We start from the raw sequence: 20,617 nt of genomic DNA, 5'->3' as shown, positions 1-20,617 counted from the left end.
TGACCCTAGCTCCGCCACTCCTTCGGGTGAAGGTGGTGAAGCAGTGCCGTAATTCGAAAGCACGTGCTATATGGTCGGACGTGGCGTCGGGCATGCTGGAGAGCCGGGGTTTGTTGGCAACCCGTGAATCCGACCGGCGTTGTCAGTGGCTCCCCCTAGTCTGAGAAAGACGGGGGCCCCGCCCCTGTCACTTCTCTCAAGAAAGGTGCGGACCGGCGTGGCCGACCGTCTCATCGTTCGTGGAGCGCGCGAGCACAATCTCAAGAACGTCTCGCTCGACCTCCCGCGCGACTCGCTCATCGTCTTCACGGGCCTGTCGGGGTCGGGCAAGTCCTCGCTGGCCTTCGACACCATCTTCGCGGAGGGGCAGCGGCGCTACGTGGAGTCCCTCTCCTCGTACGCCCGGCAGTTCCTCGGCCAGATGGACAAGCCGGACGTCGACTTCATCGAGGGCCTCTCCCCGGCCGTCTCCATCGACCAGAAGTCGACCTCGCGCAACCCGCGCTCCACGGTCGGCACCATCACCGAGGTCTACGACTACCTGCGCCTGCTCTTCGCGCGCATCGGCAAGCCGCACTGCCCCGAGTGCAGCCGCCCGATCTCGCGCCAGTCCCCGCAGGCCATCGTCGACAGGGTCCTGGAGCTGCCGGAGGGCAGCCGTTTCCAGGTGCTGTCGCCGCTGGTGCGCGAGCGCAAGGGCGAGTTCGTCGATCTCTTCTCCGACCTCCAGACCAAGGGCTACTCCCGCGCGCGCGTGGACGGCGAGACGGTCCAGCTGTCGAACCCGCCCACGCTGAAGAAGCAGGAGAAGCACACCATCGAGGTGGTCGTCGACCGCCTCACGGTCAAGGACGGCGCCAAGCGCCGTCTCACCGACTCCGTGGAGACCGCCCTCGGCCTGTCCGGCGGCATGGTCGTGCTCGACTTCGTCGACCTCCCCGAGGACGACCCCGAGCGCGAGCGCATGTACTCGGAGCACCTGTACTGCCCGTACGACGACCTGTCCTTCGAGGAGCTGGAGCCCCGCTCCTTCTCCTTCAACTCGCCCTTCGGCGCCTGCCCGGACTGCACCGGCATCGGCACGCGCATGGAGGTCGACCCGGAGCTGATCGTCCCGGACCCGGACAAGAGCCTCGACGAGGGCGCCATCCACCCCTGGTCACACGGCCACACCAAGGACTACTTCGGCCGTCTGATCGGCGCCCTCGCCGACGCGCTGGGCTTCCGCACGGACATCCCCTTCGGCGGCCTGCCGCAGCGCGCCAGGAAGGCCCTGCTCCACGGCCACAAGACCCAGGTCGAGGTCCGCTACCGCAACCGCTACGGGCGCGAGCGCCGCTACACCACGGCCTTCGAGGGCGCCGTCCCCTTCGTCAAGCGCCGGCACAGCGAGGCCGAGAGCGACTCCAGCCGCGAGCGCTTCGAGGGCTACATGCGCGAGGTGCCCTGCCCGACCTGCCAGGGCACGCGCCTGAAGCCGGTCGTCCTCGCGGTCACGGTCATGGGCAAGTCCATCGCCGAGGTCTCCGCGATGTCGATCAGCGACTGTGCGGACTTCCTGGGCGAGCTGAAGCTCACCGCCCGCGACAAGAAGATCGCCGAGCGCGTGCTCAAGGAGGTCAACGAGCGGCTGCGGTTCCTGGTCGACGTCGGCCTGGACTACCTCTCGCTGAACCGCGCGGCCGGCACCCTGTCCGGCGGCGAGGCTCAGCGCATCCGCCTGGCCACCCAGATCGGCTCCGGCCTCGTCGGCGTCCTGTACGTGCTCGACGAGCCGTCGATCGGTCTGCACCAGCGTGACAACCACCGGCTGATCGAAACCCTGGTCCGGCTGCGCGACATGGGCAACACGCTCATCGTCGTCGAGCACGACGAGGACACGATCAAGATGGCCGACTGGGTCGTCGACATCGGCCCCGGCGCCGGTGAGCACGGCGGCAAGGTGGTGCACAGCGGCTCCCTGAAGGAGCTCCTGGCCAACGCCGAGTCGCAGACGGGTCAGTACCTGTCCGGCAAGAAGGCCATCCCGCTCCCCGGGATCCGCCGCCCGCTGGACCCGTCCCGGCAGCTCACGGTGCACGGCGCCCGGGAGAACAACCTCCAGGACATCGACGTCTCGTTCCCCCTGGGCGTGTTCACCGCCGTCACCGGCGTGTCCGGTTCCGGCAAGTCGACGCTGGTCAACGACATCCTGTACACGCATCTGGCCCGTGAGCTGAACGGCGCGCGAAGCGTGCCGGGGCGGCACACGCGCGTGGACGGCGACGACCTCGTCGACAAGGTCGTGCACGTGGACCAGTCGCCCATCGGCCGCACCCCCCGCTCCAACCCGGCCACGTACACCGGCGTCTTCGACCACATCCGCAAGCTGTTCGCCGAGACCACCGAGGCAAAGGTCCGCGGCTACATGCCCGGCCGCTTCTCCTTCAACGTCAAGGGCGGCCGCTGCGAGAACTGCGCGGGCGACGGCACCATCAAGATCGAGATGAACTTCCTCCCGGACGTCTACGTCCCGTGCGAGGTCTGCCACGGCGCCCGGTACAACAGGGAGACCCTGGAGGTCCACTACAAGGGCAAGTCCATCGCCGAGGTCCTCAACATGCCGATCGAGGAGGCCACGGAGTTCTTCGAGGCGGTCCCCGCGATCGCCCGCCACCTCAACACGCTGAAGGACGTCGGTCTCGGCTACGTCCGCCTCGGCCAGGCCGCGACGACCCTGTCCGGCGGCGAGGCGCAGCGTGTGAAGCTCGCCAGCGAGCTGCAGAAGCGCTCCACCGGCCGTACGGTCTACGTCCTGGACGAGCCGACCACCGGTCTGCACTTCGAGGACATCAGCAAGCTGCTGACGGTCCTGTCCGGACTGGTGGACAAGGGCAACACGGTCATCGTCATCGAGCACAACCTCGACGTGATCAAGACCGCCGACTGGATCGTCGACATGGGCCCCGAAGGCGGCGCCGGCGGCGGTCTGGTCGTCGCCGAGGGCACGCCCGAGCAGGTGGCCGGGGTCCCGGCCAGCCACACGGGCAAGTTCCTGCGTGAGGTCCTCGGTGCCGACCGCGTCAGCGATGCGTCCTCGGTGAAGGCGCCGCGCAAGACGACCGCCCGCAAGACGGTCGCGGCCAGGACGGCAGCGACCCGCACAACCGCCACCAAGACGGTCAACAACACGGCCGCCAAGAAGACGGCGGCCAAGACCACCAAGGCCGCTGCGAAGAAGACGACCCGGGCCGGCAAGGACTGAGGTATCCCACTGAACGCGCCGTGCCACACAGGACGTTGCCTGTGGGGCACGGCGCGTTCAGGGGTGTCAGGCGCTCTTCGGCTCCACGAACTGCATGTCGAGCTGGATCTTGACCACTTCGCCGAGCAGGCCAGGGGCGAAGTCCAGCCCGAAGTCACCGCGCCGGATCTCGCCCGTCGCCTCGAACCCGGCGTGCCGGCTGCCGTCCATGGGCACCTCGACCAGCCCGCCGAACTCCACGGCGAACGACACCGGGCGGGTCACGTCGCCGATCGTCAGCTCGCCCTCCATGGTCCAGTCCTCACCTTCGCCCGACACCCTCGTCGAGCGGTACGTCATCGTCGGGCGCTTCTCCACGTGCAGCAGGTCGGCGGCCCGGACATGCGCGTCCCGGTCCGCGTTGCCGGTGTTGACCGAGGCCAGGTCGACGGTCGCGGAGACACGTACGTCCTCGATCCGCTCACCGACGAACAGTTCGGCCTCCAGCCGCTCGAAGCGCCCCCGCACCTTGGCGATGCCGAGGTGCCGGATCGTGAAGTTCACGGAGGAGTGGAACGGGTCGAGGGCCCACTGACCGGAGGCCAGCGGCAGGGCGGTGGTGGCGGTGTCATTCGTCATGCCCTCCACCCTGGTGGCCGCGCGGCCCCGAAGGGAGACCGGCCGGAGCCTGGTAGTGACGGGGCCACCCTCCGCACCCCGGGGCGCTGTACGTTCGGCGGGTGAGCGACAACGAGTTGGGCACGTTCCTGCGCACCTGGCGCGAAGCCGTCACCCCGGCCGAGGCGGGCCTGCCCACCGGCCCCCGGCGCCGTACTCCGGGCCTACGGCGAGCCGAACTGGCCACACTCGCCGGCGTCAGCGTCGAGTACCTCACCCGGCTGGAACAGGGCCGCGACCGCAACCCCTCCGCCCAGGTGCTCGGCGCTCTCGCCGATGCCCTGAACCTCTCCCTCAACGACCGGATGCTGATGCGCCGCCTGACCAAGGAGGCGAGCGGCGACGACACGCTGATCTGTGCGGCGGCGCCGACGCTCAGCCGCGCGGCGCGCCCCACCGTACGGGCCGTGCTGGACCGCCTGGAGCCGGCTCCCGCACTGGTGATCAACTGGATCGGTGACGTCCTCGCCCACACGGCCGGGTACGAGCGGCTGGCCGGTCCCCTCGGCATGCTGGACGACGAGCGGCCCAACCTGCTCCGGTACCTGTTCACCGACGAGCGGGCGCGCAGCGCCTACCGTGACTGGGACCGGGTGGCCGACGACCTCGTCGCCCGGCTCCGGCACGGCGTCCCCCTGAGGGACCCGTACCTCGCCGAGCTGGCGGACGAGCTGACCGTGACGGCGGGCGCGGACTTCACCGACCGGTTCGCCGATCTGACCATGGCACCGCGGCGGACGGGTTCCCAGCACATCGAGCACCCGGAGGCCGGTTCCCTGCAGCTGCTGCAGGAGACGCTCGCGCTTCCCGACGAGGGGCAGCGGCTCGTCATCCACCTGCCCGCGGACGACGCCACGGCCGCCGCCCTGGACCGGCTCAACGGCCGCCGCCCCGGCGCCCTGCGGGCGGTGGCGATGGGGCAGACCGGCTGAAGGCACCCAGTCCCGCCCCAGCCGCCGGAGGGGCCGCCTGCCCGGATCAGCTCACCAGCTCGTGCGCGTACGGCGGCTCCGCCCCGGCTCGCGAGCAGGTGATCGCCGCCGCGCGGGCCGCGAAGCCCAGCAGTTCCGTCCAACCGCCGGGGCCCAGCTCGGCCAGCGCCCGGGCGCTGAGGGCATCGCGTACGGCGAGCCCGTGCAAGAGCGCCGCGTTGACCGTGTCGCCCGCGCCGATCGTGTCCACGACCTCCACGCGTTCGCCCGGCACCGCGTACTCGCCGCCGTCGGCGGTGAACGCGGTCAGTCCGTCGCCGCCCCGGGTGATCACCACCGCCTCCGGGCCGGCCGTCAGCCACTCCCGGGGCGTGCCCCCGAGCCACTCGGCGTCCTCCGCCGACAGCTTCAGCAGCGACACGGACGGCAGCCAGCTCTTGAACCGCGCCCGGTAGGCGTCCGCGTCCGGGATCAGCCCGGCCCTGATGTTCGGGTCCAGCGCGGTGAACACGCCCTGCGCGTTCGCCCGGCGCATCAGCTCCTCGTACGCGCTCGCCCCCGGCTCCAGCACCAGCGAACAGGTGCCGAAGGACACCGCGCGGGTGCCGGAGGGCAGCGCGGAGGGTGCTTCGAACAGCCGGTCCGCCGTCCCGTCGACGTAGAAGGAGTACGCCGCCGAGCCGTCCGAGCCGACCGTGGCGACCGCGAGGGTCGTCGGCTCGGCGCCCCGCTGCACCGAGGACACGCCGACCCCGGTCGCGCGCAGCCGGTCCAGCAGGGCCTCTCCGAAGGCGTCGGACGACACCCGGGAGCAGAAGGCGGCGGGGGAGCCGAGTCGGCCCAGCGCCACGGCCGTGTTGTACGGGCCGCCGCCGAGCTGCAGCGCCGCCAGGGCACCCGTGCCCTGCGGTACCAGGTCGATCAGAGCCTCACCGGCGACGACGATCACGACAGGGTTCCTTCCTCGGACGGGCTGGGGCAGCCGCACGACGTGCGGTGGACGAAGGCGCAGGGCAGGCGCACGGTCCGGGCGGGCCGGTCCGGCTCGGCGAGACGCTCCAGGAGCACGCGGACGGCCCGGGCGCCGATGTCCCTGCCGGGCTGCGCGATCGCGGTGAGGCGGGGCGAGAACAGGTCCGCCCACGCGAAGTCGTCGAAGCAGCACAAGGCGATGCCCTCCGGCACGGACAGGCCGTGCGCGCCCAGGGCTCGCAGCACGCCGATGGTCATGGCGTTGTTGCCGGTGACCAGCGCGGTGGGCGGCACGCCGAGCGACAGCAGGGCCTCGGTGGCCTGCCCGGCACCGGCGGACTCCGAATCGCCGTGCACCAGCAGCCGCCCGTCGTAGGGCAGCCCCGCGAGCGCGAGACCGCTGCGGTAGCCGGTGATCCGCTCGCTGGTGGTGCTGAGCCCCGGCCGCCCCGCCACCAGCCCGATCCTCCGGTGACCTAGCCCGGCGAGGTGGGTTACCAGCCGGGACGTCGGTTCGGCGTTGTCGGCACACACCTGGTCGAAGCGCGGACCGCCGTCGGTCCCGGGCCCGTCCACCAGCCGGTCCAGGAACACGGCCGGTACGCCGTGCCGCCCCAGGTAGGCGAGCAGCCCGCGCGGATCGGCCGAGGGCGCGACGATCACGCCGTCCACCCGGCGCTCGTGCAGCAGCTGGACGACCTTGCGCTCGTGCTCCGGGTCGTCGTGCGGATCGGCGATCAGCAGGCTGTAGCCGGCCTCCAGCGCGGCGGCCTCGACGCCCTGGAGGATCTCCGTGAAGTACGGGTTGCTGATCGCCGAGACCGCCAGCCCGATGGACCGGGTGCGGGCCGTCACCAGGGAACGGGCCAGTGTGTTCGTGGTGTAGCCGAGCTCCTCCACGGCGTCCAGGACCGCCTGGCGGGTGTGGGGAAGCACGGGCCGGGTGTCGTTCAGCACGTGCGAGACCGTCGCCACGGAGACACCGGCGCTCCGCGCGACGTCGGCCATGGTCGCCATGGACGTTCCCTCCTCCGCTGACGGCGCTTTCGCCGGGGAAGATATCGCATGAAGCGCCGGACGTAAACGTTTGCGCAATCGTTTACGTCCGACGCCGGGTCGCAGGGCTTGAGGGCGTTTCCGGCCCCGTCCGCTACTCCCAGTCCCAGCCGATTCCGAGGTACCCCGTCCGCACCCGTGGTTCGACCAGATGGACGGACCGGTGCCGGCCGCTCAGTGCCAGGTCCTGGCATCCGCTGCGGGGCGCCGCCGCCGAGTGCTGGGCGAAGCGGTGACAGCGCACCGGCAGGGCCGCCGCGTCGAAGCACACCTGGAGGGCGTACTGGCCGCCGGGGGAGTCGAAGCCGCGGACGTACTCGCGTGACGCATCCGCTGTGCCGTCCTCGACGCCGTAGCGGAACAGGAAGGTCTCCCCGGCCCGCAGCCGGGTGTCGAAGAGCAGCTCGGCCGCGAGCACTCCCGTGTCGTGGTGCCAACGGACGCGGCCGGTACGGCAGTTCTCCAGCGCGTGCACCCGCATGCGCTCGGGCACGGCTCCCCGGTCGCCGTGGTGGACGGCCACGAAGCGGTCGATGCCGTCCCGGTGGGCGCGCACGATGTGATGCGACTCGCGCTCCGCCAGTTCGCGCCGCGCCCCGATCCGGAGCCGTTCGTGGTGGCCGAGGGTGTGCAGGCCCCCGTCCGGTGGACAGTCCAGCTCGGCCAGCAACTGGTCCAGCACACCGGAGGCCTCGACGAGGGAGCGGTAGGAGCGGGCGGCGGGCCGCAGCCCGGACGGGCCGTCCCCGGACTCGACGAGCAGCCGGATCAGCGACTCCTCGGGAAGCTCCAGGATCTCCTCCAGCGCGCGTACGGCCCGCAGCGACTCGGGGCGCTGCGGACGCCTGGCCCCCTGCTGCCAGTAACTCAAACTCGTGACGCCGACCTTCACCCCGTGGCGGGACAGATGGTGCTGCACGCGTTGCAGCGGCAGCCCGCGGGCGGCGATCGCGGCCCGCAGGGCGACGTGGAAGGGGCCGCCTCGCAGGGCCGAGTCCAGTTCCGCGGTGGCGACGTCCGCGTGCTGTGGGGCGTGCGGCATGCAGGGGCCTCTCTGTGAGTCGGCGACGGCTGGTCAGACCGTTCGCGCGGGCCGCCCGGGTGCAGTCCCTCCGGCGCGGGGCAGGTCTTCACATGCGTACGCCGTCGTTCAGGGCCCCGAGTTCCCCCGCATTGAAGCGTGTTGACCTGGTCCCGACAACACCTGATGCCGGACGGTGACGTACGTGCACCCGCCGGTGCCGTCCGGACATGCGAACGCCCGGGGCGTGCGCCCCGGGCGTTCGCTGTGGATGTGTGCTTCTAGGAGTGGTCGCTTCCGCCCTGTTCCCGGAGGGCCAGGCGCTTGGCGCGCGCGATGTCGGGATCGCGCGGGTCCAGGGCGTCGCGCAGCGCCAACGGCTCGTCCGTGTAGTGGCGGGTACGGGCCGCCCGCCGGGTTTTCTCGATCCGCATCTGCTTCATGTGCGCAGCCCTCCGACCCGTGGCCCGCCTGCTCCGCACCGGGAACGACGGTCCGCACCGACAACCTGTGCCTGCACCGGGACGGACTCCGTCCGCCGGACGTCGTCGTGTCCCGTGGGTGAGCCCCATTCCCGCTCCCGGGGGGCCGTAACCCCGGGGCGGGACATGCCGTTGGAAACTGCCCCTCGCCGGGGCGGTGATCGTGGCCCGGGCCGCGTCGGACTGTCGGTGCTCGCCAGTAGGGTGTGAGACATGGCCGACCCCTCCAGCTACCGCCCCAAACCGGGTGAGATCCCCGACTCGCCGGGGGTCTACAGGTTCCGTGACGAGCACCGCCGGGTGATCTACGTAGGAAAGGCGAAAAGCCTGCGCCAGCGCCTGGCGAACTACTTCCAGGACCTGGCGGGCCTGCACCCGCGCACCCGCTCCATGGTGACCACTGCCGCGTCCGTGGAGTGGACGGTGGTGTCCACGGAGGTCGAGGCGCTCCAGCTGGAGTACTCGTGGATCAAGGAGTACGACCCCCGGTTCAACGTCAAGTACCGCGACGACAAGAGCTACCCGTACCTCGCGGTGACGATGAACGAGGAGTACCCGCGCGTGCAGGTGATGCGCGGTCACAAGAAGAAGGGGGTCCGCTACTTCGGGCCGTACGCGCACGCGTGGGCGATCCGTGACACGGTCGACCTGCTGCTGCGCGTCTTCCCCGTGCGCACGTGCTCGGCCGGCGTGTTCAAGAACGCCGCCCGGACCGGCCGTCCCTGCCTCCTCGGTTACATCGGCAAGTGCTCGGCGCCCTGCGTCGACCGCGTCTCCGCCGAGGAGCACCGCGAACTGGCCGACGAGTTCTGCGACTTCATGACCGGTCGGACCAACACGTACATCCGCCGCCTGGAGAAGCAGATGGCCGAGGCGGCCGAGGAGATGGAGTACGAGCGGGCGGCCCGACTGCGCGACGACGTCGAGGCCCTGAAGAAGGCCATGGAGAAGAACGCGGTCGTGCTCGCCGACGCGACCGACGCCGACCTGATCGCGGTCGCCGAGGACGAGCTGGAGGCGGCCGTCCAGATCTTCCACGTGCGCGGCGGACGCGTGCGCGGCCAACGCGGCTGGGTCACCGACAAGGTGGAGGAGATCACCACCGGCGCCCTCGTCGAGCACGCCCTCCAGCAGCTGTACGGGGAGGAGACGGGCGACGCCGTCCCCAAGGAGGTCCTCGTCCCGGCCCTGCCCGACCCCGTGGAGCCCGTCCAGGAGTGGCTGGCCGGCCGGCGCGGCTCGGGCGTCTCCCTGCGCATCCCGCAGCGCGGCGACAAGAGGGCGCTCATGGAGACCGTGCAGCGCAACGCCCAGCAGGCGCTCGTGCTGCACAAGACCAAGCGGGCCTCCGACCTGACCACGCGCTCGCGTGCCCTGGAGGAGATCGCCGACGCGCTCGACCTGGACAGCGCCCCGCTCAGGATCGAGTGCTACGACATCTCCCATCTCCAGGGCGACGACGTCGTGGCCTCCATGGTCGTCTTCGAGGACGGGCTCGCCCGCAAGAGCGAGTACCGGCGTTTCCAGATCAAGGGTTTCGCCGGACAGGACGACGTCCGCTCGATGCACGAGGTGATCACCCGCCGCTTCCGGCGCTATCTCGCCGAGAAGGAGAAGACGGGCGAGTGGACCGACGGCGAGGCCCCCGAGAGCACCGAGGACGGCGAGCTCACCATGGCCGGCACCCTCACCGAGGACGACGGCCGCCCCAAGAAGTTCGCCTACCCGCCCCAGCTCGTCGTCGTCGACGGCGGCGCCCCGCAGGTCGCGGCGGCCCGGCGCGCCCTTGACGAACTCGGCATCGACGACATCGCCGTGTGCGGCCTGGCCAAGCGCCTGGAGGAGGTCTGGCTGCCCGGCGACGACGACCCGGTGGTCCTGCCCCGCACCAGCGAGGGCCTGTACCTGCTCCAGCGCGTCCGTGACGAGGCCCACAGGTTCGCGATCAGCTATCAGCGCGCCAAGCGGTCCAAGCGCTTCCGCTCCAGCCCCCTGGATGACGTCCCCGGCCTGGGGGACACCCGCAAGCAGGCACTTCTGAAGCACTTCGGTTCGTTGAAGAGACTGCGAGCCGCCACCATCGACCAGATCTGCGAGGTCCCCGGCATAGGCCGCAAGACGGCCGAGACGATCGCCGTGGCCCTCGCCGGCTCGGCCCCGGCCGCACCCGCCGTCAACACGGCGACGGGAGAGATCATGGAGGAGGAACCCGGCACCATGGGTTCCAGCGGGGAACCCGTGACGATGGGAGCCCCGGACGAACGACGGGGGCAGGAGACATGAATGTGAACGAGCACGACGGCCGCACAGAGCAAGCCACAGACGGAGCACAGGTGAGTACGGGCACACCCAACGAGAAGGCCCCGGCCCCGGACGCGGCCATCCCCGAGCTGGTGATCATCTCCGGCATGTCCGGAGCCGGGCGCTCCACGGCGGCGAAGTGCCTGGAGGACCTCGGCTGGTTCGTCGTCGACAACCTGCCGCCCGCGCTGATCCCCACCATGGTGGAGCTCGGCGCCCGCTCCCAGGGCAACGTGGCGCGGATCGCCGTCGTCGTCGACGTCCGCGGCCGCCGCTTCTTCGACAACCTCCGCGAGTCCCTCGCCGACCTGGAGGCGAAGAACGTCACGCGGCGGATCGTCTTCCTGGAGTCCTCCGACGATGCCCTGGTCCGCCGCTTCGAGTCGGTGCGCCGCCCGCACCCCCTGCAGGGCGACGGGCGCATCGTCGACGGCATCGACGCCGAGCGTGAGCTGCTGCGCGAGCTGCGCGGGGACGCCGACCTGGTGATCGACACCTCCAGCCTGAACGTGCACGAGCTGCGCGCCAAGATGGACGCCCAGTTCGCCGGCGAGGAGGAGCCGGAGCTGCGGGCCACGGTCATGTCGTTCGGCTACAAGTACGGCCTGCCGGTCGACGCCGACCTCGTCGTCGACTGCCGGTTCCTGCCGAACCCGCACTGGGTCCCGGAGCTGCGCCCGTACACCGGCCTGAACGACGAGGTCGCGGGCTACGTCTTCAACCAGCCCGGCGCCAAGGAGTTCCTCGACCGGTACACCGAGCTCCTCCAGCTCGTCGCCACCGGCTACCGCCGGGAGGGCAAGCGCTATGTGACGATCGCCGTGGGCTGCACGGGCGGCAAGCACCGCTCGGTCGCCATGTCGGAGAAGCTCGCCGCCCGGCTCGCCGCCGAGGGCGTGGAGACGGTGGTCGTACACCGGGACATGGGACGCGAATGACACGACGTACACCGCGGCTGAGCCGGCTGCGCCGGGTGGTGCCCGAGGGCAACGGCGGAAAGGCCGCCCGGCCCGCCGAGGCCCGGGGCGGCAGAGCGCGCCGCCGGGGCACCCAGCCCAAGGTCGTCGCCCTCGGCGGCGGCATGGGCCTGTCCGCCTCGCTCGCCGCGCTGCGCCGGATCACCGGCGACCTCACCGCCGTCGTCACCGTGGCCGACGACGGCGGCTCCAGCGGACGCCTGCGCGACGAGCTCGGCGTGCTGCCGCCCGGAGACCTGCGCAAGGCTCTGGCCGCGCTGTGCGGTGACGACGACTGGGGCCAGACCTGGGCCCGGGTCATCCAGCACCGCTTCCAGTCTCAGGGCGACCTGCACGAACACGCGGTCGGCAACCTGCTGATCGTCGCCCTGTGGGAGCAGCTCGGCGACCATGTGCAGGCCCTCGACCTGGTCGGACGGCTTTTGGGCGCCCAGGGGCGCGTGCTGCCGATGTCCGCCGTCCCGCTGGAGCTCCAGGCCCTGGTCAAGGGTCACGACCCGGCGCGTCCGGAGGAGGTCGACACGGTCCGCGGCCAGGCGACCGTCGCCCTCACCCCGGGTGAGGTGCAGTCCGTGCACCTCGTGCCGAACGACCCGCCGGCGGTGCCCGAGGCGGTCGAGGCCGTCCTGGACGCGGACTGGGTGGTGCTCGGCCCCGGCTCCTGGTTCTCCTCGGTCATTCCGCACCTCCTCGTCCCCGAGCTGCTGGACGCGCTCAGCCGGACGAAGGCCCGCCGGGTGCTCTCCCTGAACCTCGCGCCGCAACCCGGAGAAACCGACGGCTTCTCCCCGCAGCGTCATTTGGAGGTTTTGGGACGACACGCCCCTAAACTCGCCCTGGACGTGGTGCTGGCCGACGAGGCCGCCGTGCCCGACCGCGACTCCCTGACCGATGCCGCCAAACGGTTCGGGGCCGCGGTCGAGCTGGCGCCGGTGGCCGGACCCGACGGAACCCCGAGGCACGACCCGGAGCTGTTGGCCGCCGCGTACGACCGTATTTTTCGGATGCATGGAAGGATCGGCCCATGGCGATGACGGCAGCGGTGAAGGACGAGATCTCCCGGCTCCCCGTCACCCGGACCTGCTGCAGAAAGGCGGAGGTCTCCGCCATCCTGCGGTTCGCCGGCGGCCTTCACCTGGTGAGCGGTCGGATTGTGATCGAGGCGGAGCTGGATACGGCGATGGCGGCCCGCCGTCTCAAGCGGGACATCCTGGAGATCTTCGGCCACAGCTCCGAACTGATCGTGATGGCTCCGGGCGGCCTGCGCCGCGGCTCGCGCTACGTCGTGCGGGTGGTGGCGGGCGGCGACCAGCTGGCGCGCCAGACCGGCTTGGTCGACGGGCGGGGCCGCCCGATCCGCGGCCTGCCGCCGCAGGTGGTCTCGGGGGCCACCTGCGACGCCGAGGCCGCCTGGCGTGGCGCGTTCCTGGCGCACGGCTCGCTCACCGAGCCCGGCCGCTCCTCCTCCCTGGAGGTGACCTGCCCGGGCCCCGAGGCCGCGCTCGCCCTGGTCGGCGCCGCCCGCAGGCTGTCGATCGCCGCCAAGGCCCGTGAGGTGCGCGGTGTGGACCGGGTCGTCGTCCGGGACGGTGACGCGATCGGCGCCCTGCTGACCCGCCTCGGCGCGCACGAGTCGGTGCTGGCCTGGGAGGAGCGCCGGATGCGCCGCGAGGTGCGCGCCACGGCGAACCGGCTCGCCAACTTCGACGACGCCAACCTGCGCCGCTCGGCCCGCGCGGCCGTCGCCGCGGGTGCCCGGGTACAGCGTGCCCTGGAAATCCTCGCCGACGACGTGCCCGAGCACCTGGCCGCCGCAGGCCGGCTGCGCATGGAGCACAAGCAGGCCTCCCTGGAGGAACTGGGCGCGCTCGCCGACCCGCCGCTGACCAAGGACGCGGTCGCCGGCCGGATCCGCCGCCTGCTGGCCATGGCCGACAAGCGCGCCTCCGACCTCGGCATCCCGGGCACGGAGGCCAACCTCAGCGACGAGCTGGCCGACAACCTGGTGGGCTGATCCCACGCGACGTCAAGAAGCCGGTGCCGACGCCCACTTGGGTGACCGGCACCGGCTTTCGCGTGTCGCTGAGGCGCCCTTGACTCGATCATGGACTGTCATGAGCCTGGCATCTGTTCGCTGCTGTGGCGGACCCACGCTAGGGGGGTTCATGAGACGAAGAGCGAGATCGATCCTCGCCGTCGGCGCGCTCCTGATCGGCGGAGCGAGCTTCGCACCCATCGCCCAGGCACAACCGGGAAGTCCGAACCCGTCCGACCCGGACGAGGTCAAGGTGTTCCGCGCCGAGGTCACCCAGAAGCAGGTACCCCTGCTGCTGGCCGCCGGCCAGGACGGACACGAGCTGAGTGAGCGAGTGCCCGAGAAGGGCACCGCGACCGTCGAGGTCTACCTGACGGACCAGCAGGCGAAGAAGCTGGAGAAGCAGGGCGTCGGCCTCACCGAGCACGAGATCTCCGCCCGGGCCGAGGCCCGTGTCGAGGACGCCGCCGAGGGCGTGTTCCGCCCGTACAGCGGCAAGGGCGGCCTGCGGGAGGAACTCCTGCGGACCGCGCAGGAGAACCCGGGTCTCACCAAGGTCGTCTCCATCGGCAAGACGATCAAGGGCCAGGACATCCTCGCGCTGAAGCTCACCAAGGGCGCGAAGAAGACGAAGGACGGCTCCAAGCCCTCCGTCCTCTACATGTCCAACCAGCACGCGCGCGAGTGGATCACGCCGGAGATGACCCGGCGCCTGATGCACCACTACCTGGACAACTACAAGAAGGACCGGCGCGTCAAGAAGATCGTCGACTCCACCGAACTGTGGTTCCTGCTGTCGGCCAACCCCGACGGCTACGACTACACCTTCGCCGACCCCGCCAACCGGCAGTGGCGCAAGAACCTGCGGGACGTCAACGGCGACGGCACCATCACCACCGGCGACGGCGTCGACCTCAACCGCAACTTCGCCTACAAGTGGGGCTACGACGACGAGGGCTCGTCCCCCAATCCCACCAGCCAGACCTACCGCGGCGCGGGTCCGAACTCCGAGCCGGAGACCAAGGCCCTGGACGCCTTCCAGAAGCGGATCGGCTTCACGTACGGCATCAACTACCACTCCGCCGCCGAACTCCTCCTCTACGGCGTCGGCTGGCAGGTGGCCACGCACACCCCGGACGACGTCCTGTACGAGGCCCTCGCCGGCACCCCGGACAACTCCGCGATCCCCGGCTACCACCCGCAGCTCTCCTCCGAGCTGTACACCACCAACGGCGAGGCGGACGGCCACGCGGCGAACGTCAACGGCCTGGCGATGTTCACCCCCGAGATGTCGACCTGCCAGACCGTCTCGGACCTCTACCCCGACGACGAGTGGAAGGCGGCCGACTGCCAGTCGGTCTTCACCTTCCCGGACGACGAGAAGCTGATCCAGCAGGAGTACGCCAAGAACGTCCCGTTCGCGCTCTCCGTCGCCGAGTCCGCCGCCCGTCCGGACCGGCCGTCGTCGTCGGTCGGCCTGAACGCCGCCGACTTCACCCCGGCCGCGTTCGGCACGTCGTACTCCCGCGGCGCCGACCAGGAGGTCTCCGTCGTCGTACGGAAGTCCGTGCGCGACAAGGAGCTCAAGTACCGCGTGAACGGCGGCCGCACCGAGGACATGGCGCTCAAGCCGTGGAAGGGGGGCGAGACCTACGGCGGTGAGGACAACCTCTACTTCGACGAGTACCGGGCGAAGGTCAAGGACGGCGAGCCGGGCGACAAGGTCGAGGTGTGGTTCACCGGCGAGGCGAGGAACGGCAAGAAGGTCTCCAGCGAGCGCTTCACCTACACCGTCGCCGAGCGGCCCCGGGCGAACACCCTCGTGGTAGCCGAGGAGGGCGCCGCGGCCACGCAGGCGCAGACGTACGTGGACGCGCTCAAGGCGAGCGGCCGCAAGGCGGTCGTGTGGGACGTGGCCGAGCAGGGCGTACCGGACGCGCTGGGCGTGCTGAGCCACTTCGACACGGTCGTCCACTACACGGGCGCGAGCGTCCCGGGCGTCGCCACCCAGCTCCAGCTGCGGGCCTTCCTCAACGAGGGCGGCCGGCTGATCGAGGCCGGTGAGCAGGCCGGCGGCAACGTGGACCTCGGCGGCGGTGTGCTGTCGGACGACTTCAGCCAGTACTACCTGGGCGCCTACACCCGCACCGCCACGCCCGGGGCCACCGGCTTCACCGGCTCCGGCGAGTTGGGCGGCGTCACCGGCCCGCTGGGCGCCGCCCCCGGCAACCCGCTGGACCGGGCCGGCACCTACAGCGTCACCTCCGACGAACTGGGTACCGACGCGTTCCCGCAATTCGCGAGCAAGGGCGCCGGGCAGTTCGCCGGCACGGTCAACCCGTACGGCCCGTACGCGGGATCGTCGATGGCCGCCGCCGTCCACACCGACGACTCCTACAAGCGCCTCACCCGCACCGTGGACCTCACCGGCACCCCCGCGGCCGAGAAGCCGACCCTGCGCACCCAGCTCCTCTGGGACACCGAGTCCGGCTACGACCACGCCATCGTCGAGGCCCGCACCACGGGCGCCGACGACTGGACGACCCTTCCCGAGGCGGGCGGCGCCACCGGAACGGCCGTTCCCGCGGAGTGCCAGGCCGGGTTCTACGTCAACGAGCACCCCTGGCTGAAGCACTACCTCACCGTGGCGGACGGCGGCTGCACCGCGACCGGCACCACCGGCACCTGGAACAGCCTCACCGGAGCCTCCGACGGCTGGCAGCAGGTGAACTTCGATCTGAGTGCCTACGCCGGCAGGACGGTCGAGGTCTCGATCAGCTACGTCACCGACCCGGGCAGCGGCGGGCACGGCGTCCTCGCCGACGACGCCTCGCTCGTCGTCGGCGGCACGGCGAAGGAGACCGAGGGATTCGAGACCTCGCTCGGTGCCTGGAAGGTCGCCGGACCGCCCGAGGGCAGCCCGGCCGTCCTCAAGGACTGGGCACGCACCGGCGCCCTGTTCCAGACGTACGGCGCGGTCACCACGGACGACACCGTGCTGCTGGGCTTCGGCCTGGAGCACGTCACCGCGGCGGCCGACCGGACGGCACTGATGAGGAAGGCCCTCGCCTCCCTGGACGGGTGACATCCCTGGTCAACGGGGAACTCGTGCGCTAGCGAAATCGAGTGGTTCCGCTTTCGGCCGTGGGCGGTCCGTACCCCTACTGGCGGGTACGGACCGCCCTGCCGTGTATGAGGCATCTGAATGTCACTACCAGTGCTTCAGAGAGGTAGGGTCGTAGGCGGTCGGGGACATCCCAAACAGAGCTCGCCGGCACCTCGTGGCCGGCGTACCAACGAGGAGATCGGTTCGTGACGATCCGCGTAGGCATCAACGGCTTCGGTCGTATCGGTCGCAACTACTTCCGCGCGCTGCTGGAGCAGGGTGCAGACATCGAGATCGTGGCTGTCAACGACCTGGGTGACACCGCGACCACCGCCCACCTGCTGAAGTACGACACCATCCTGGGCCGCCTCAAGCAGGAGGTCACGCACACCGCCGACACGATCACGGTCGACGGCAAGACCATCAAGGTCCTGGCCGAGCGCAACCCCGCCGACATCCCGTGGGGCGAGCTGGGCGTCGACATCGTCATCGAGTCGACGGGCATCTTCACCAAGAAGGCCGACGCCGAGAAGCACATCACCGGTGGCGCGAAGAAGGTCCTCATCTCGGCCCCGGCCAAGGACGAGGACGTCACCATCGTGATGGGCGTCAACCAGGACCAGTACGACCCGGCGAACCACCACGTCATCTCCAACGCCTCCTGCACCACCAACTGTGTGGCGCCGATGGCGAAGGTCCTCGACGAGAACTTCGGCATCGTCAAGGGCCTGATGACGACGGTGCACGCGTACACCAACGACCAGCGCATCCTGGACTTCCCGCACAAGGACCTGCGTCGCGCGCGTGCCGCCGCCGAGAACATCATTCCGACCACGACGGGTGCCGCCAAGGCCACCGCGCTGGTACTGCCGCAGCTCAAGGGCAAGCTGGACGGCATGGCCATGCGCGTCCCGGTCCCGACCGGCTCGGTCACCGACCTGGTGCTGGAGCTCGGCCGCGAGGTCACCAAGGAAGAGGTCAACGCCGCCTTCCAGAAGGCGGCCGAGGGCGAGCTGAAGGGCATCCTCGAGTACACCGAGGACCCGATCGTCTCCTCCGACATCGTGAACGCCCCGGCGTCCTGCACCTTCGACTCCTCCCTGACCATGGTCCAGGAGGGCAAGAGTGTGAAGGTCATCGGCTGGTACGACAACGAGTGGGGCTACTCCAACCGCCTCGTGGACCTTACGGTCTTCGTCGGCAACCAGCTCTGATCAACCGAGCAGGCACGTCCATGTGAGAGCAGGGCTCGGGCGGCGCGAGGACGCGCCGCCCGAGCCCTGACTCACGTACAGATCAGAGCTGTTCGATCACGAGCACTTTCGAGCGCTTACGAGCTCTTTCAGGAGTCCCCTCATGAAGACGATCGACGAACTCCTCACCGAAGGGGTAGCGGGCAAGCGGGTCTTCGTCCGCGCCGACCTGAACGTGCCGCTGGACGGCACACGCATCACCGACGACGGCCGCATCCGCGCCGTGCTGCCCACGGTCAAGGCCCTCGCCGACGCCGGCGCCCGGGTCGTCGTCGCCTCCCACCTGGGCCGCCCCAAGGGCACCCCGGACCCGGCCTTCTCCCTCGCCCCGGCCGCCGCGCGCCTCGGGGAACTCCTCGGGGCGGAAGTCGCCTTCGCGGCCGACACGGTCGACGAGTCCGCCCGGACCACCGTCGCCGGCCTGGCCGACGGCCGGGTCGCGGTCGTCGAGAACCTGCGCTTCAACGCCGGTGAGACCAGCAAGGACGACGCCGAGCGCGGCGCCTTCGCCGACCGGCTCGCCGCCCTCGCGGACGTCTACGTCGGAGACGGCTTCGGTGCGGTGCACCGCAAGCACGCGTCCGTGTACGACCTCCCGGCCCGGCTGCCGCACTACGCCGGCCACCTCATCGCCACCGAGGTCGGCGTCCTGAAGAAGCTCACCGACGACGTCAAGCGGCCCTACGCCGTCGTCCTGGGCGGCGCCAAGGTGTCCGACAAGCTCGCGGTCATCGACCAGCTGCTCGGCAAGGCCGACCGCCTGCTCATCGGTGGCGGCATGGTCTTCACCTTCCTCAAGGCCAAGGGCCACGAGATCGGCTCCTCCCTGGTCCAGGAGGACCAGCTCCCGGTCGTCCGGGAGTACGTCGAGCGCGCCGAGAAGAACGGCGTCGAGCTGGTCCTGCCCGTGGACGTCGTGGTCGCGCCGGAGTTCCCGGATCTCAAGACCAAGGCGCCGGCCCAGCCCACCACGGTCGCCGCCGACGCCATGCCGGCCGGCCAGATGGGCCTGGACATCGGCCCCGAGTCCCGCAAGCTGTACGCCTCGAAGATCGTCGACGCCGCCACCGTCTTCTGGAACGGCCCCATGGGCGTCTTCGAGCACCCCGATTTCGCCGAGGGCACCAAGGCGGTCGCCCAGGCTCTCCTCGACTCCCAGGCCTTCACGGTGGTCGGTGGCGGCGACTCAGCCGCCGCCGTCCGCATCCTGGGCTTCGACGAGAACGCATTCGGCCACATCTCGACCGGTGGTGGCGCCTCCCTCGAATACCTCGAGGGCAAGACGCTCCCCGGCCTCGCCGCACTGGAGGACTGACCCCATATGAGCACGCGTACGCCGCTGATGGCGGGCAACTGGAAGATGAACCTCAACCACCTCGAGGCCATCGCCCACGTCCAGAAGCTCGCCTTCGCCCTGGCCGACAAGGACTACGAGGCCGTCGAGGTCGCCGTCCTGCCGCCCTTCACCGATCTGCGCTCCGTGCAGACCCTGGTCGACGGCGACAAGCTCAAGATCAAGTACGGCGCCCAGGACATCTCGGCGCACGACAGCGGTGCCTTCACCGGCGAGATCTCCGGCCCCATGCTGGCCAAGCTGAAGTGCACGTTCGTCGCCATCGGCCACAGCGAGCGCCGCCAGTACCACGCCGAGACCGACGAGCTGGTGAACGCCAAGGTCAAGGCCGCCTACAAGCACGGTCTGACCCCGATCCTGTGCGTGGGCGAGGAGCTGGAGGTCCGCGAGGCGGGCAACCACGTCTCCCACACCCTCGCCCAGGTCGAGGGCGGTCTGAAGGACCTCCCCGCCGAGCAGGCCGAGACCGTCGTGATCGCCTACGAGCCCGTCTGGGCCATCGGCACCGGCAAGGTCTGCGGTGCCGAGGACGCCCAGGAGGTCTGCGCGGCGATCCGCGGCAAGATCGCCGAACTGTACTCGCAGGACCTGGCCGACAAGATCCGCATCCAGTACGGCGGCTCGGTCAAGGCGGGCAACGTCGCGGAGATCATGGCCCAGGCCGACATCGACGGTGCCCTGGTCGGCGGCGCCTCGCTGGACGCGGACGAGTTCGTCAAGATCGTGCGCTTCCGCGACCAGTGAGCCGAAGGGGCGCGGCCGGTGTCGAGAGGACGAGCGCGCGGAGGCCCGATGGGCTGAGCACGGTCGGCCTCTCGACACCGGCTCGGAGCGCCCCGCAGGCGACCCGGTAAACAGCGAGTATGCGGTAGCGACGATCCGTCGTACCCTTGCGGGGTCCAGCGCTGTGCTGGGCCCCGCGTCGTCATCCGAATCCGAGGAAGTTGGTCCAGCCGTGGTTTTGGGGTTCTCGATCGCCCTGATCGTCTTCAGCCTGCTGCTGATGCTGCTGGTGCTGATGCACAAGGGGAAGGGCGGCGGCCTCTCCGACATGTTCGGCGGTGGCATGCAGTCCTCCGTCGGCGGCTCCTCGGTCGCCGAGCGGAACCTCGACCGGATCACCGTCGTGATCGGTCTGCTGTGGTTCGCGTGCATCATCGTGCTCGGCATCCTGATGAAGGTGAACAACTGACCGAGCCGCAATCCGCACGGAACCCGTACGTAAGG

General features: G+C 70.5%; 16 protein-coding genes. 11 read left to right on the top strand and 5 right to left on the bottom strand.

Features of this window, described 5'->3' with window-relative positions; translation table 11 throughout:
* Positions 1–217 precede the first annotated feature (217 nt).
* Positions 218–3,244 carry an excinuclease ABC subunit UvrA gene (gene uvrA, locus ACFY9S_RS13880; protein WP_391127116.1) on the top strand — a complete coding sequence of 1,009 codons (3,027 nt, stop codon included), beginning with the start codon at positions 218–220 and terminating at the stop codon, positions 3,242–3,244.
* Positions 3,245–3,310: 66 nt separating this feature from the next.
* On the opposite strand, the gene ACFY9S_RS13875 is transcribed toward uvrA, so the two are convergent.
* Positions 3,311–3,862 (bottom strand): YceI family protein, encoded by a 552-nt coding sequence (locus ACFY9S_RS13875; RefSeq protein WP_391127113.1) that lies wholly within the window; start codon positions 3,860–3,862, stop codon positions 3,311–3,313.
* 101 nt (positions 3,863–3,963) lie between these two features.
* Between ACFY9S_RS13875 and ACFY9S_RS13870 the strand changes: the two genes are divergently transcribed.
* Positions 3,964–4,833: a helix-turn-helix domain-containing protein gene (locus ACFY9S_RS13870; protein WP_391127110.1), complete on the top strand. Its 870-nt coding sequence runs from the start codon at positions 3,964–3,966 to the stop codon at positions 4,831–4,833.
* 46 nt (positions 4,834–4,879) lie between these two features.
* Here the strand turns inward: ACFY9S_RS13870 and ACFY9S_RS13865 are convergent, their stop codons facing one another.
* The 4 genes from ACFY9S_RS13865 to ACFY9S_RS13850 all read right to left on the bottom strand — a co-directional run bounded on the left by ACFY9S_RS13865 (position 4,880) and on the right by ACFY9S_RS13850 (position 8,325).
* Positions 4,880–5,782, bottom strand: a complete 903-nt coding sequence (locus tag ACFY9S_RS13865) for a PfkB family carbohydrate kinase (RefSeq protein ID WP_391127107.1) — start codon at positions 5,780–5,782, stop codon at positions 4,880–4,882.
* The gene (locus ACFY9S_RS13860) at positions 5,779–6,822 is read right to left on the bottom strand and encodes a substrate-binding domain-containing protein (protein WP_391127104.1); all 1,044 of its coding nucleotides are present in this window, start codon (positions 6,820–6,822) and stop codon (positions 5,779–5,781) included. Before ACFY9S_RS13860 ends, ACFY9S_RS13865 begins: the two co-directional genes overlap by 4 nt.
* A 133-nt stretch (positions 6,823–6,955) precedes the next feature.
* Positions 6,956–7,903, bottom strand: a complete 948-nt coding sequence (locus ACFY9S_RS13855; protein WP_391127101.1) for a hypothetical protein — start codon at positions 7,901–7,903, stop codon at positions 6,956–6,958.
* A gap of 260 nt (positions 7,904–8,163) precedes the next feature.
* On the bottom strand, positions 8,164–8,325 hold the full coding sequence (locus ACFY9S_RS13850) for a hypothetical protein (RefSeq protein WP_391127099.1): 162 nt from the start codon (positions 8,323–8,325) through the stop codon (positions 8,164–8,166).
* A gap of 252 nt (positions 8,326–8,577) precedes the next feature.
* On the opposite strand from ACFY9S_RS13850, the gene uvrC reads away from it, so the two are divergent.
* The 9 genes from uvrC to secG all read left to right on the top strand — a co-directional run bounded on the left by uvrC (position 8,578) and on the right by secG (position 20,582).
* Positions 8,578–10,647, top strand: a complete 2,070-nt coding sequence (gene uvrC / locus ACFY9S_RS13845; protein ID WP_391127096.1) for an excinuclease ABC subunit UvrC — start codon at positions 8,578–8,580, stop codon at positions 10,645–10,647.
* The gene (gene rapZ, locus ACFY9S_RS13840; RefSeq protein WP_391127093.1) at positions 10,644–11,603 is read left to right on the top strand and encodes an RNase adapter RapZ; all 960 of its coding nucleotides are present in this window, start codon (positions 10,644–10,646) and stop codon (positions 11,601–11,603) included. The genes uvrC and rapZ overlap by 4 nt, the downstream gene beginning before the upstream one ends.
* Positions 11,600–12,676: a uridine diphosphate-N-acetylglucosamine-binding protein YvcK gene (gene yvcK / locus ACFY9S_RS13835; protein ID WP_391127090.1), complete on the top strand. Its 1,077-nt coding sequence runs from the start codon at positions 11,600–11,602 to the stop codon at positions 12,674–12,676. The genes rapZ and yvcK overlap by 4 nt, the downstream gene beginning before the upstream one ends.
* Positions 12,667–13,656, top strand: coding sequence for a DNA-binding protein WhiA (whiA, locus tag ACFY9S_RS13830; RefSeq protein WP_031143855.1), 990 nt, complete (start codon positions 12,667–12,669; stop codon positions 13,654–13,656). Before yvcK ends, whiA begins: the two co-directional genes overlap by 10 nt.
* Before the next feature lie 151 nt (positions 13,657–13,807).
* Positions 13,808–16,762: a M14 family zinc carboxypeptidase gene (locus ACFY9S_RS13825; RefSeq protein ID WP_391127086.1), complete on the top strand. Its 2,955-nt coding sequence runs from the start codon at positions 13,808–13,810 to the stop codon at positions 16,760–16,762.
* A 227-nt stretch (positions 16,763–16,989) separates the two neighbouring features.
* A complete protein-coding gene (gene gap, locus ACFY9S_RS13820; protein WP_102907466.1) occupies positions 16,990–17,997 on the top strand; it encodes a type I glyceraldehyde-3-phosphate dehydrogenase in 1,008 nt (335 codons plus the stop codon).
* A gap of 142 nt (positions 17,998–18,139) precedes the next feature.
* Positions 18,140–19,351, top strand: a complete 1,212-nt coding sequence (locus ACFY9S_RS13815; protein ID WP_391127081.1) for a phosphoglycerate kinase — start codon at positions 18,140–18,142, stop codon at positions 19,349–19,351.
* Positions 19,352–19,357: 6 nt separating this feature from the next.
* Positions 19,358–20,134: a triose-phosphate isomerase gene (gene tpiA, locus ACFY9S_RS13810; protein ID WP_102907468.1), complete on the top strand. Its 777-nt coding sequence runs from the start codon at positions 19,358–19,360 to the stop codon at positions 20,132–20,134.
* Between the two features lie 217 nt (positions 20,135–20,351).
* Positions 20,352–20,582 carry a preprotein translocase subunit SecG gene (secG, locus tag ACFY9S_RS13805; RefSeq protein WP_102907469.1) on the top strand — a complete coding sequence of 77 codons (231 nt, stop codon included), beginning with the start codon at positions 20,352–20,354 and terminating at the stop codon, positions 20,580–20,582.
* Positions 20,583–20,617: the final 35 nt, after the last annotated feature.

Source organism: Streptomyces sp. NPDC012474, assembly GCF_042955185.1.
Taxonomy (GTDB): Bacteria; Actinomycetota; Actinomycetes; order Streptomycetales; family Streptomycetaceae; genus Streptomyces; species Streptomyces cahuitamycinicus.
The sequence above is the reverse complement of the archived record's forward strand: the minus strand, read 5'-3'. Positions and strand labels throughout refer to the sequence as shown.

Coding starts and splice junctions, on each gene's coding strand:
- ACFY9S_RS13875 (WP_391127113.1), bottom strand. CDS start 3,862: ATGACGAATGACACCGCCACCACCGCCCTGCCGCTGGCCTCCGGTCAG.
- ACFY9S_RS13860 (WP_391127104.1), bottom strand. CDS start 6,822: ATGGCGACCATGGCCGACGTCGCGCGGAGCGCCGGTGTCTCCGTGGCG.
- ACFY9S_RS13855 (WP_391127101.1), bottom strand. CDS start 7,903: ATGCCGCACGCCCCACAGCACGCGGACGTCGCCACCGCGGAACTGGAC.
- ACFY9S_RS13850 (WP_391127099.1), bottom strand. CDS start 8,325: ATGAAGCAGATGCGGATCGAGAAAACCCGGCGGGCGGCCCGTACCCGC.
- uvrC (WP_391127096.1), top strand. CDS start 8,578: ATGGCCGACCCCTCCAGCTACCGCCCCAAACCGGGTGAGATCCCCGAC.
- rapZ (WP_391127093.1), top strand. CDS start 10,644: ATGAATGTGAACGAGCACGACGGCCGCACAGAGCAAGCCACAGACGGA.
- yvcK (WP_391127090.1), top strand. CDS start 11,600: ATGACACGACGTACACCGCGGCTGAGCCGGCTGCGCCGGGTGGTGCCC.
- whiA (WP_031143855.1), top strand. CDS start 12,667: ATGGCGATGACGGCAGCGGTGAAGGACGAGATCTCCCGGCTCCCCGTC.
- ACFY9S_RS13825 (WP_391127086.1), top strand. CDS start 13,808: ATGAGACGAAGAGCGAGATCGATCCTCGCCGTCGGCGCGCTCCTGATC.
- ACFY9S_RS13815 (WP_391127081.1), top strand. CDS start 18,140: ATGAAGACGATCGACGAACTCCTCACCGAAGGGGTAGCGGGCAAGCGG.
- tpiA (WP_102907468.1), top strand. CDS start 19,358: ATGAGCACGCGTACGCCGCTGATGGCGGGCAACTGGAAGATGAACCTC.